Genomic DNA, 12,020 nt, shown 5'->3' with positions numbered 1-12,020 from the left:
GAATTCAGTAGTAAATGGGGATATTTTATGTACAGAAGTGCATGGATGATAGATAAAACAGGATATTTATGGTGTAAATTTTAATTCTATATTTTGTTTCACTATTATATGAAAAAAGATCATTGAACAGTTTTTTACATGCAGAATCAGTATCGGAGCGATATAAGGGGGGATCAATCGCATGAAAATAATTTCAAATAAAGAACTGATAAACGCTCTTGAACAAAACAATATCAATGTCGATAACAAAAAAATATTCATACAATGCAAAAATGAATCGGCTGAAATAGAAAGCCATACCTGGTTCAAGACCAATACGCTTTTTCAGTGCGGGGCGTTTTCCTATTCCTTTTCAAAAATCTATGCGGATGTATCCGTGGGCAGGTATTCGTCCATTTCCCATGGCTTTACCGATTTCAGCAAGATTCATCCGGTCGATTTCGTAACCTCCAGCCCGGTTACGACGGATGATTATTACCGCGAACTGGCGCATCAGCACGGCAGGGACTGGAAAATACTGCCGTTCGATACGGATTATGGCAGAATAGTCATTGGTAATGACTGCTGGATTGGCACCAGGGTCATGGTCAAGGGCGGCATTACAATTCATGACGGCGCGGTCGTGGCCGCCGGGTCGGTCGTTACGAAGGATGTGCCCCCCTACGCCATCGTTGGCGGCAATCCGGCCAGAATAATAAAGATGCGGTTTGATGACAGAATCATCGAAAAAATGCTTCAGATCAGATGGTGGGATTACGCGTACTGGGACCTGAACATGCTGAACTGGCGGGACCCGGAGGAATTCACCCGGATGTTTGAAGACCATGTCGAGGGGATAAACAGGTTCCACCCCCGCAAAATAAAGTTTTCCGACCTGAAAGCGGCATCCGATACCAAAATGCGGAACATCCTCGAAAAAGCGCTGCACAGATCCGGTATTTTCAGGGACTGATAAGCACCATCCAGAACAACAGATACCGCCTGCAAGGCATTGACGGGAACCATCCCTGCGTCTTGCGCGGGCATGACCGACATGGTCGTTACAGCGGTCAATGCCGCACCTGCCGGCCCTTCATCCCATACAGGCCGATTGGGCGTATCCATCACTCGTCGCGCGCAGGATGCGCGATTACGGGCATCCTTCCCGTCCGGCCTTACGCGGCATGGGTATGCCCGGATTCATGGTCATGATCGTGACCGTGCCGATGGTGCAGGTCCGGGTAATGGGCGTGGGTGTGCGCCAGTTCGGTATGGACGTGCCGGTGGGTATGCGGTTCACCCGGCGGGTCGTCGGGGCCATGGGTGTGCTGGTGGTGGGCATCGTGCGTATGGCGATGGGTGTGCTCCATGGGTTCATGCACATGGTAATGGGAGTGGCGTTCGGTCAGGTGCAGCCATAGCCCGATCCCCATCAGCACCCCGGCCACCAGCAGGCGCGCAATATCATGCGTATGGAATACGAACAGCGACATGACCGCCCCCATGAAGGGCGCGAGCGCGAAATACGCCCCCGTCCGCGCCGCCCCAAGGTGGCGCAGGCCCAGCATGAACAGCACAAGACTTACGCCATAGCCCAGAAAGCCCACCACGGCGGCCCCGGCGGCAATCCCCGCCCCCGGCAGGCCCGCATGCTGCACCAGCAGCGCGACCAGAAGGTTCACGCTGCCCGCCGCCACGCCCTTTATCATGGCGATCCGCACCGGGTCAGCCGCCGACAGCCGCCCGCTCAGGTTATTGTCGATCCCCCAGCACAGGCAGGCGGCGGCGATATACAGCGCGCCGGGGGCCAGCGTCGCATGCCCCTGCCATGACAGCACGCCCGCGCCCAGCACGATGGCCAGCGCGCCCAGCATAAGCCTGCGATCCACGTTTTCACGGAACACGACCCACGCAATCAGCAGTGTCGCGATGCTTTCCAGATTCAGCAGCAGCGACGCACTGGCCGCATCCGTGCGCGCCAGCCCGATCATGAGCAGCAGCGGCCCCGCCACGCCGCCACTGGCGATCACCGCCAGCAGGCACGGCACATCGGCGCGCGTCAGGGGCGCTTCATCATGCGTGGGCAGCCGCAGCGCCCGCCGCGCGGCCAGCACCAGCGCAAGCCCGGTTCCCGAACCCAGATACAGCAGCCCCGCCGCCATCTGTGGCGTCATGCCATCCAGCAGCAGCTTGGCAAAGGGCGTGCTGATGCCAAACAGCACGGCGGACAGCAGGGCAAGGCAGAGACCGGTTCTGTTCATACCCTTGCCATACCACGCCACGCCGCATCGGCGCCACGACGGATACGCCAGCAGCCGTGCAATCCTGACCCCATGACCGGCCCCGGAAGCCAGCACAGGCACGACATCTCATGTCATGGCATAACTGCCGAAATCCCTGCGGGCACGCAGAGACGGGCATGGCTGGTTGTGGTTGAGGCCATCGGGATTCCGTGGATACAGGACGATGGCGGCGTGCGTGCCAATAGTCCGCGTGGCAGGCTGGCCACAGACAGGTCATGGCATTTCCGTCCCATGACGCCATTGCCGCATGACCGCCGGACCCTTGCGCGATTATGGACGCAACTGACAATGGGGGCACACGCGCTCCCTGCCCTCACCACCGTTCGTGCAGGATATCCAGCGCCATATGCAGCGTGCGGATGCGGGTGCCGGGATTTTCGTCCATGCCGCATACCGCACAGACAACGCGGGCGCGGGCCGGTGTCAGCAGGGACAGCGCGCGATCTATTGCACGGCGGGCGTGTACGCTGGCCTCGGTTTCCTCCAGGGTGCCTGATCCGCTGCCGGTATGGGGCGTGTAGCGCTGCACCAGTCCGCCATGGCGCGTGCTGCGCAGCCAGCAGGCCCGAAAACGCAGGCCCGCCGCATGCTGGTCGGCAGTCAGGGCGGCGTTGACGCGGTGGAACAGCCGGTCCAGCGTGCAGGTATCACTGAACCGGCGCACGGTGTGCGGACGCATGTGCGGCGCCATGTCGATCTGGACAGTTTCCACCACGCGGGCGCTGGCGGCGGGACCATCCGTGCCCATGTCCGGCTTCAGCCCGGCTGCAATGTCACGCGCCAGCAGCCGCGCCCGCCGGTCCGCACGCAGCAGGGCGGCAATACGGTGGGGAACGCCATCGGGGTTATTGCGCGCGGGCGTGGGGGCAACGGGGGTGCGGCTATGCGGTACGGCCATGATATTTCCTGTGCGACGGTGTGCGACAGGATTATTCTAACGATTCGTCATGCAGGCAGCGCGCCCCGTACCCGATCGCCCCGCCGGACAGCGGCCCGAAATCCCCACGTCCCTTGCCCGAAGGGGATATATCCACCCCTGCCCTGACTGAACGGCACGCCGTCCTGCCGCCATGTATCCGGGACATCTGCGCCAGCCGGTTTCGTGCAACAAAGGGGCACGGCTGCCCGTCACCTGACCGGACACCATGGATGGTAGCGCGCGGCTGTTCCCACGGGCGGCACGGGTGCGGGCTGGCAGGGATCGCGTGCCCGGAAAATGACCGTGCAGAACGCCGGGGCGGTTGCGCGGCGCTTTGTAGCCATGTGGTGGTGCGGAAAGGCAGGGCATGTTCCCTGTGTTCCCTCCCCTTTGGGATACAGGGTTATTGAAGCCCGTACATATGGCCGCACCCCTGCGGAACGGAGGGAACAGACGCCCGCGCCGCCGGAAACCGGGAAACTGACCAGAACGGCACAGGGGAACACCGCCTGTCCGCTGGCGTGTGGTCGCGGGCGGGAGCCGGTCAGGCCCCTGCCGTCACTCCGCTATCGAAGGCGTGACGGCCCCGATACGCCACAACCGCCCACCGCCATCATGATCCCGGCTGCGGGCCTGCATTGCCCTCGGGCGCTGCTGACCATGCCCAGTATGTCTCCGTGCCGCTGCGGATCTTGCGCCGTGTCCAGCCCAGCGCGCGCAATACGCTGGCCGCACGGTTCTGGCTGGCGCGGTTCTGCCGGTCGCGCGGCAGGCCCAGCGCCATATGCAGCACGTCGGCCATTCGCACGCTGGCCGCGCCACGGGTGCGCAGCCATGCGTTGACGGGATCATGCCACGGGTCTTCGTGCATGCGGGTATCCTGCGCCTGCCGGGCGGCGGCGTGCAGATGCGCGTCCTCCAGCCACAGGGGGATCGGGGCCGTGGCCTCACGCGCCGCCGCTTCCGCCCATAACTGTTCGCGCCATGCCACAACCCAGTCAATATCCGCGCGGGTGCAGCTAATGGGCCAGTAGCGGCGGTTGCCGGTGGGATCAGTCAGGTATTCACGCTCGTTCGTCGTGCCCGCGAACACGCATTGCCGGGGGCGCGTCACTTCAAATGCGCCGTAGCTGGGGCGGTACCGGTCCTGCTGGCGGCTGAAAAACGCCTTGGCGTCCCGGCTGGAACTGCGCCCCAGCGCCTGCAGTTCCCCCAGCTCCACGCACCATACCCCCAGCAGGCCCTGCGCCGCGTCCTTGTCGCCCAGATCGCGCGGCAGGTCGTCCTTGAACCAGGGCGGGCTGAACAGCGCGGCCAGAAGGCGGCTTTTGCCCATGCCCTGCGGCCCCTCCAGAACCGGCACGTAATCGAACTTGCAGCCCGGTTCGCGCACCCGGCGCACGCTGGCGGCAAGGAAACGCGTGCCCACGGCGGCATGGTAGCCATCATCCACCGTGCCCAGCGCATGATGCAGCCACGTCGCAAGGCGCGGCGTACCATCCCAGCGCAGGCCATCGAGCCATTCGCGCACCGGATGGCGGCGGCACAGCCCTGCGGCGGTGCGGCTGGCCTGTTCGGCTACGGCGCGACTGACCGGCAGGCCATAGGCACGCTGCATGTACGCCTGCACCAGCGCGACATCCATGTCGTCCATCGCGCGTGGATATGGACCCGGCGGCGGGGGCGCGCCGTCAAAGGCCGGGGGCGGCGCGCGCGTGACCATGCTGCGGCAGGCGAATTCGTCCCACGCCACCAGCCCGCGCAGGGCGGGATCGTGCCCCAGCAGCACCAGACAGTTGCTGAGCGACGGCGCAACCCCGCGCGGCCCGCGCACCAGCAGGTCCATCCACGCAGCCGGTGGGGTCGCCCCCATGGCAGGCATGCCCCATGGCATGGCGGGTGTGCGGTCATACATGGCGGGGCCTTTGCTGGCTGTGCCGGTCATCATGACGGGCGGGCAGCCCGTAACACCGCCCGCCACGGCGCATGACCGGCATACAGGCTGGCTGAGGCAGGCTGTGGAAACGGTGCGTCGAACATGATGCGGTCATGCCCGACCCTGCTGAACCGCGCAGATCCCATGGGATCTGCGCGGGCGGAACGGAGAATGGACAGGATCGATCCCGCAGGCCCCGGAAAACGGGCTGCGCTGGCGGCAGGATAGCTGCTGCCGTCCGGCGCATTGCCGGGCATGACGGGATGCAGGCGTGCCCGCTTTTGCGGGTAAGGAGGGGATGGCGCGATACCAGCCGGTCTGGCGGCAGGGACAGGTGCTGCGCTCCGGCACGGAGCCGGACATGGCGGAATGTCGCCGTCGCTGCTTTTCTGAACAGCAGAGCGGTCCACCCCATCACCCGGCCGAATACGCAGGACCGACCCTGTGGGCGGCAGGGCGCTGCGCCGGGGCGCGGGCGCGTCCGCTCTTTCGGGTAAAAAGAGGCCCGTATCAGCAGCCATCCGCACGGGTGCAGGGATTGCCGCGCGGCACGGCGCACGGGCTGAAACAGGGTGGCGGCAGCCATGGATCGGGGATGCGGGGGCGCGGGTTTTGTAACCCCTGACATGTCAGGACAGGGCTTTGCCCCGCACGCATGGGACTCAGTGCCCATGAAACGGCATGCGCGGATTGCGCTGGCCCGCATTCAGGCCGGAGCGGACCGTAGCCCGTGCCTCGGCTACAGGAATATGCCGCCGCGCCGCCGCGTGTAACAGCGTGTCGCGCGCCGTGGCCACATCCAGCAGCCCCGCCCCGCACCATCGGCCCAGCGCATAGGCGCGGGCGTTCAGCGTGGTATTGGCCGTGCCCGCGGGCGCGTCGCATACCGCATGCAGCGCGCGCACCAGCGCCCCCTGCGCCCGCGCGCTGTCCACATGGCGCGGCGGGGGCGGCAGGGTATCATCGGTCGGGGCCAGCAGGCGGCCAAGCCATGACGGGATTGGCGGCGGCGGCACCTGCCATGGCGGGACGCGCCATGTATAGGCCCCGCCCGTTGCGGCATGGATGGCGGGCGGGATGGTGACGGCCTGCCGCCCCCGGTGCGGGTCCAGACCGGGGGCGGGGCAGCCGGACTGCCCGCGCAGGGATTCGCCACGATGGCGGAAAAACAGCACCGCACCGCCCGACCCGCCGGTGCGCGTCATCGGGCGCGGGGGCAGCGGACCGTGCTGGCGCACGAGGGCCGCCAGCGCCGCCACCCCATCGGCGGCATGGGTGCCCGGACGGTCCACATCCAGCGCGAACAGCCCCGATGGCCCCGTCACCACCCGCCAGCCACAGCCGGGCCAGCGCGCGCACCATGTGGCGATGGTGTCCATATCGCATGTGGCGGCATCCACCGCGCCACGGAAGCACGCCGCGCGCGATCCCCGCCGCACGGGATAGACATGCCAGCCCAGCCGCGCGACGCGGTGCAGGTCGGGCGGGATGGGGGTGGAAGGGCGTGCGGGCATGGCCGGATAGATATGGGACATTTCCCAATATGTCAAGCAGTAATGGGATATGTCCCCTCTACCGCATGACGCCGGATTATGGGACAGTTCCCATTATGGATACACGCTCCCCCGCCGCAGCCGAGATCGAGCGCCGCATGGCGCTGCTCAACCTGAACAAGAAACGTCTGGCCGAGCGCGCCGGCCTGAACGAGACGTACGTGCATGACATCCTGCGCGGCAAGTCGCGCCACCCCGGCGGCGACCGGCTGGAAAAGGTGGCCGCCGTTCTGGGCTGCACCGCCAGCGACCTGCTGCGCGGCAGCAGCGCATCGGGGGCCAGTCCCGCAGCACAGCGCCTGAAGGCGCTGCGTGAACGCGCGGGCTATACCGTGCGCGGCCTGGCGCGCGATCTGGGCATGGGGGAGAAGTTTTCCAGCTACGCCTTCTATGAAAACAAGCTGAAGAAGGATTTCATTCCCGTTGACATGGTCCGCCGCCTTGTCCCGCTGCTGACGGACCGGGGCGACCCGCCCATCGCCCCGGCGGAGATATGGGGGCTGTGCGGCATCGTGCCGGGGGAAACCGACCTGAACGAAAGCATCCGCCGGGCGGAACGCGCCACCCTGCCGCTGCATGATGATGACGGGGCGGTTACGGTGCATGAATACGACATCTCGCCACAGGCCGGGGCGGGCGCGATCGTGGATCACACGGCCTGCGGCGATGGTGAAAGCCATCCCACGCTGGATTCATGGCGCATCCCGCGTGATTTCATCCGCAACTACCTGCCTGATACCGGCGGGCTTGCCATCATCCGCGTGGCGGGCAATTCGATGGAGCCGGAATTCATGGCGGGCGACCGCGTGCTGGTCGATACCGGCCACCGCGTGCCCTCGCCCGACGGGGTGTACGTGCTGTGGAACGGCATGGGCGTGGTGCTGAAGCAGCTTATGCTGGTGCCCAATTCCCGCCCGCCGCGCATCCGCATCATCAGCGTCAATCCCACCTACCCCGTGGATGAGGTCGATGCCGCCGATCTGGTCATCAATGGCCGCGTGGTTGGCAAGTGGGTGTGGAAATAATGCACGCCCTGCCCTGCCCGTGCCACATTCCGGGCGCAGTCAGGGCATCATTCGCCTGCGCGCATTGACCGGGGGGCCGGATACAGGCGGGATCATACGCGCGGGCGGGCATGGCGGACGGTGTGCTGTCCTGACCGTTTTTTGAAACAGCCCCCACGCCCCGCCGCGCGTTATACGCCCACCGATGCGCGATGGCCGCCGCCGCACGCCCTTACAGGAACCGACCCGCCCCATGACCGACGCCAGCCCATCCCCCCGCCACGTGGCCGAAATCGCCAGCTACCATGCCCATGTCTATTTCGATGACGCCACGGGCCGCGCCACGGCCACCCGCCTGCGCGACCTGATCGCCGCGCGTTTTCCCGTCCGGCTGGGGCGGTGGCATGACGTGCCGGTCGGCCCGCATGTGGCCCCCATGTACCAGATCGCCTTCGCCACGCCGGTATTCGCGGCGCTTGTGCCGTGGCTCATGCTCAACCATGGCGGGCTGAACATCCTGATCCATCCCAATACGCGCAATCCCCGCCGCGACCATCTGTGCGACGGGCTGTGGATCGGCCGCCCCCGCGCCCTGCTGTCCGATCGCCTGCCCGATCATGCCGACGAAGCCGACGGGGCTGGCGAGGTCAACACGCAGCCCGACCCGGCGGCGGAAATCTGATCCCTGCCCGCGCCCGCCTTATGGGCGCGGGTGGTGTTTTGTGAAGTCGCCGGGTGTTGCCCTAGTTCCGGGTGGCGGCTGCATGCCGGGCGCGCCAGCCGATCAGTGCCGCGCCGAAACCTGATGCCGCCCCCACCATCAATGCCGCCCGCGCGCCGAAGCTGTCCGCCACCCATCCCACGAAGGGCGCGCCAACGGGCGTGCCACCCAGCGCAATGCCCACGCGCAGCGCCATCACCCGCCCGCGCATGGCCGGTTCGGTCGCAAGCTGCATAAGGCTGTTGGACGTGCTGGTGAACAGCAGCGTCGCAACCCCGATCACCATAAGGGCGGCCGCAAATGTCCAGTAGGTCGGCGCGCACGCCGCCAGCGTGCAGCCGATGCCAAAAATCACCGCCCCCCACAGCAGGGACCCGAAACGGTCGCGCGTGCTGCGTGCGCTCAGGAACGCCCCGGCGAACGTCCCCGCCGCCATGATGGAGGACAGCATCCCGTACTGCCGCGCATCGGCATGAAACACCTTGACCGCCATGGTGGAGATGAAAATGGGAAAGTTCAGCCCGAACGTCCCGATCAGGAACAGCATCACCAGCACGCTGCGCAGGTCGTGACGCCCCCAGACATAGCGCAGCCCCTGCATGAACGCGCCGCGTCCGCGCGGGGTGCGCGGCTTGGCCAGCAGATCGCCCCGGCGCAGCAGCCGCAGGGACATCAGGACGGCGATGAACGACACGCCATTGAGCATGAACGCCCATCCCGTTCCCACCCACGCGATCAGCAGCCCGCATATGGCGGGGCCGATCATCCGCGCGCCATTGAACGACATGGAATTGACCGCCACGGCGGCGGGCAGGTCCGCATCCCCCACCAGTTCACCCACGAAAGTCTGCCGCGCGGGCGAATCAAATGCCGCAGCCGAACCGAACAGGGCGGCGAAAACGCACACCTCCCACAACCGCACCACATGCATGAGCGTCAGCACGCCCAGAACCAGCGCCAGCCCGCCCATGGCCGCCTGTGTCAGCATAAGCAGCCTGCGCTGGTCATAACGGTCGGCGGCAACCCCGGTCCATGGCAGCAGGACAAGCTGCGGGCCGAACTGCAACGCCATGACCACGCCCACCGCCGATGCGCTGTGGCGTGACAGTTCGGTCAGCACCAGCCAGTCCTGCGCCGTGCGCTGCACCCATGTCCCGATATTGGACACCAGCGCGCCCGCCGCCCACAGCCGGTAATTGAAATGCCCGAAGGGCCGCCAGATGCCGCCCGGCCGCGTGGGGTTCACTGCCCCCGCTTTTCGCGGCCCATCATGCCGATGATGTCGGACGTGGTGCCGACTTCCCCCAACCGGGGAAAGACGTGCTTCAGGCTGTAATCATGCGCTTCCTCGCGGATGTCGGTCATCACGTCGGATGCAAGGGTAACGTTGAAGCCCGCCTCATAGGCCTGTCGCGCCGTGGCCTCCACCCCCGTAGCGGTGGCGACGCCGATCACGACCACCTGCGTCACCCCCATGCCCTTCAGCCGGGATTCCAGGTCCGTGGTGGCGAACGCCCCCCATGACCGCTTGGCGCATACGATGTCGCTGGACTGCTGGTTCAGGGCCGGGATCAGATCGGCAAAGTCGTCGGGCACGCCATCGGGGTCGAAGCGCGGGCTTTCGGTGCGCCCCGGCGCGGTGCCCACCACCCGCGCCAGCACGACAGGCAGGCCGCGCGCGCGGAACGTGTTCAGCAGGTCCTGCGTACGTTCAATGATCGGCTTGATGGGATGGACCAGCGGCAGATCGACAATCCCCTTCTGCATGTCAATGACGATCAGGGCCGTTTTGGGGTCCAGTGTGGTTATGGTCATGCGGGCCTCGGCTTGGATAAGGGGTGGCGGGGGATGGCGCGGGCTGTCACTCCCCGATTACGCGCCGCAGCAGGGCTACGGCGGCAAGCAGTTCGTCCTGCTCATGCGCGTCAAGATGTGTGGTGATGGCGGTACACAGCCAGTCCTGACGCGCGGCACGGCCCTTGGCCAGCCATTCGCGGCATGTATCGGTCAGCGCCAGCAGGGTCTGCCGCCCGTCAGCGGGGTCCGGCGTGCCCGCGATCAGGCCATGGGATTCCAGCACCGTGATGATCCGCCCCATGGATTGCGGGCGCATGGCTTCGGCCCGCGCAAGGGCGGACGCGGTGGCGGGGCCATGTTTTTCCAGCCGCAGCAGCACCGCTGTCTGCGATGGGGTCAGGTCGCCCCCGTCGGACTGCTCACGCAGGCGGCGCTTGAGCTTTCCGACCAGCAGGCGCAGATCCTCCGCCACGCGGGCGGCGCGGGCACCGTGGGGTGTGTGCGTGTCCATGCCGTGATGATGGCACATGCAGCGCCCGCATGTGAAGGATAACTTATCAGTTTAGGTTAATATATTGATGCGGGGGCACCCATGGCCCGCCCCGGCGGACGGGCCATGGCACCGGGCCGGGCCGTCAGTCGCCTGATTCGCCTGCGGTTGGATAATCCACGTATCCCTGCGGGCCGTGGGTATAGAAGGTGGACGGATCGGGCGGGGTCAGGTCCACGCCCGCGCGCAGGCGTTCGGGCAGGTCGGGATTGGCGATGAATGCCTGACCGAAGGCCACGGCGTCGGCCCGGCCTTCCTCAACCGCCTTTTCAGCACTGGCGCCGGTGAAGCGTTCATTGGCGATATACACGCCGCCAAACTGCTTTTTAAGCTGCGGGCCAAGGCTGTCCGGTCCTTCGGCTTCACGCGCGCAGATGAACGCGATGCCGCGCCGCCCCAGTTCGGTGGCGACATAGCCAAAGGTGGCGGCGGGGCTGGAATCGCCCATGTCATGCAGGTCGCAGCGCGGCGAGAGGTGCATGCCCACACGGTCCGCGCCCCATACGTCAATGGCGGCGTCGGTCACTTCCAGCATCAGCCGGGCGCGGTTTTCAATCGACCCGCCATAGCGGTCGGTGCGGTGGTTGGTGGAATCCTGCAGGAACTGGTCCAGCAGGTAGCCATTGGCCCCATGGATTTCCACGCCATCGAAACCGGCCACCTGCGCCAGTTCCGCGCCCCGGCGGAAGGCGGCGACGATGCCGGGTATTTCATCCGTTTCCAGCGCGCGGGGGGTGACGTAATCGCGCTTTGGCCGCAGCAGGCTGACATGGCCTTTCGCCGCGATGGCGCTGGGGGCCACGGGAAGCTGGCCATCAAGGAAATACGGGTCCGAAATCCGCCCCACATGCCATAGTTGCAGGAAAATGCGCCCGCCCACCTCATGCACGGCGGATGTGATCTTTTTCCACCCTTCCGCCTGTTCGGCCGTCCAGATGCCCGGCACGCCCTCATATCCGATACCCTGCGGGGTAACGGGCGTCGCTTCGGACAGGATCAGCCCCGCCAGCGCGCGCTGGGCGTAATAGGTGGCCATGAGATCGTTGGGAATATGGCCCGCACCCGCGCGCAGGCGGGTCAGCGGGGCCATGATGATCCGGTTGGGCAGCGTCAGCGCGCCCACCTTCAGGGGGGTGAACAGGGTTGGCATATCTGTCTCTCCACGGTTCTGTCGCGGCGATGATGATCCCATCGCCCGCCCGCGGCAAGCACGCCCCGCCCCCGCCCTACGCCATGCCACAGGCAGCCATGCGCCATG

13 protein-coding genes are annotated in these 12,020 nt (G+C 65.9%); 4 read left to right on the top strand and 9 right to left on the bottom strand.

From position 1 onward, the window contains the following. Positions 1-181 precede the first annotated feature (181 nt). Positions 182-952, top strand: a complete 771-nt coding sequence (locus KSAC_RS17690) for a CatB-related O-acetyltransferase (RefSeq protein WP_102323785.1) — start codon at positions 182-184, stop codon at positions 950-952. A 202-nt stretch (positions 953-1,154) separates the two neighbouring features. Here the strand turns inward: KSAC_RS17690 and KSAC_RS02010 are convergent, their stop codons facing one another. The 4 genes from KSAC_RS02010 to KSAC_RS02000 all read right to left on the bottom strand — a co-directional run bounded on the left by KSAC_RS02010 (position 1,155) and on the right by KSAC_RS02000 (position 5,149). Continuing rightward, positions 1,155-2,342 (bottom strand): EamA family transporter, encoded by a 1,188-nt coding sequence (locus tag KSAC_RS02010; RefSeq protein WP_456305942.1) that lies wholly within the window; start codon positions 2,340-2,342, stop codon positions 1,155-1,157. A gap of 253 nt (positions 2,343-2,595) precedes the next feature. Then, positions 2,596-3,180: a hypothetical protein gene (locus tag KSAC_RS02005; protein ID WP_132303900.1), complete on the bottom strand. Its 585-nt coding sequence runs from the start codon at positions 3,178-3,180 to the stop codon at positions 2,596-2,598. A 230-nt stretch (positions 3,181-3,410) separates the two neighbouring features. After that, entirely contained in the window at positions 3,411-3,545 is a 135-nt protein-coding gene (locus tag KSAC_RS17685) for a hypothetical protein (protein WP_279433717.1), read from the bottom strand. Positions 3,546-3,814: 269 nt separating this feature from the next. Continuing rightward, positions 3,815-5,149, bottom strand: a complete 1,335-nt coding sequence (locus KSAC_RS02000; RefSeq protein ID WP_243705265.1) for a virulence-associated E family protein — start codon at positions 5,147-5,149, stop codon at positions 3,815-3,817. A gap of 259 nt (positions 5,150-5,408) precedes the next feature. On the opposite strand from KSAC_RS02000, the gene KSAC_RS01995 reads away from it, so the two are divergent. Beyond that, a complete protein-coding gene (locus KSAC_RS01995; RefSeq protein WP_132303898.1) occupies positions 5,409-5,762 on the top strand; it encodes a hypothetical protein in 354 nt (117 codons plus the stop codon). 37 nt (positions 5,763-5,799) lie between these two features. Here the strand turns inward: KSAC_RS01995 and KSAC_RS01990 are convergent, their stop codons facing one another. Further along, the gene (locus KSAC_RS01990) at positions 5,800-6,672 is read right to left on the bottom strand and encodes a bifunctional DNA primase/polymerase (protein WP_243705264.1); all 873 of its coding nucleotides are present in this window, start codon (positions 6,670-6,672) and stop codon (positions 5,800-5,802) included. Positions 6,673-6,746: 74 nt separating this feature from the next. Between KSAC_RS01990 and KSAC_RS01985 the strand changes: the two genes are divergently transcribed. Together KSAC_RS01985 and KSAC_RS01980 are read left to right on the top strand one after the other, a co-directional pair. Further along, positions 6,747-7,715: a S24 family peptidase gene (locus tag KSAC_RS01985; RefSeq protein WP_102324233.1), complete on the top strand. Its 969-nt coding sequence runs from the start codon at positions 6,747-6,749 to the stop codon at positions 7,713-7,715. 232 nt (positions 7,716-7,947) lie between these two features. Beyond that, positions 7,948-8,376: a DOPA 4,5-dioxygenase family protein gene (locus KSAC_RS01980; protein ID WP_118963344.1), complete on the top strand. Its 429-nt coding sequence runs from the start codon at positions 7,948-7,950 to the stop codon at positions 8,374-8,376. Between the two features lie 61 nt (positions 8,377-8,437). On the opposite strand, the gene KSAC_RS01975 is transcribed toward KSAC_RS01980, so the two are convergent. The 4 genes from KSAC_RS01975 to KSAC_RS01960 form a co-directional block, all read right to left on the bottom strand. Next, complete coding sequence (locus KSAC_RS01975) at positions 8,438-9,661, bottom strand: MFS transporter (RefSeq protein WP_207918738.1); 1,224 nt, start codon at positions 9,659-9,661, stop codon at positions 8,438-8,440. After that, a complete protein-coding gene (locus KSAC_RS01970) occupies positions 9,658-10,230 on the bottom strand; it encodes an isochorismatase family protein (protein WP_110547818.1) in 573 nt (190 codons plus the stop codon). The genes KSAC_RS01975 and KSAC_RS01970 overlap by 4 nt, the downstream gene beginning before the upstream one ends. A gap of 46 nt (positions 10,231-10,276) precedes the next feature. Next, complete coding sequence (locus tag KSAC_RS01965) at positions 10,277-10,723, bottom strand: MarR family winged helix-turn-helix transcriptional regulator (protein WP_132303896.1); 447 nt, start codon at positions 10,721-10,723, stop codon at positions 10,277-10,279. Positions 10,724-10,847: 124 nt separating this feature from the next. After that, on the bottom strand, positions 10,848-11,912 hold the full coding sequence (locus KSAC_RS01960; protein WP_132303894.1) for an alkene reductase: 1,065 nt from the start codon (positions 11,910-11,912) through the stop codon (positions 10,848-10,850). Positions 11,913-12,020 lie beyond the last annotated feature (108 nt).

This window comes from Komagataeibacter saccharivorans, from assembly GCF_004348195.1.
Lineage (GTDB): Bacteria > Pseudomonadota > Alphaproteobacteria > Acetobacterales > Acetobacteraceae > Komagataeibacter > Komagataeibacter saccharivorans.
Note: the sequence above shows the minus strand (reverse complement) of the source record. Positions and strands in the feature narration are given on the sequence as shown.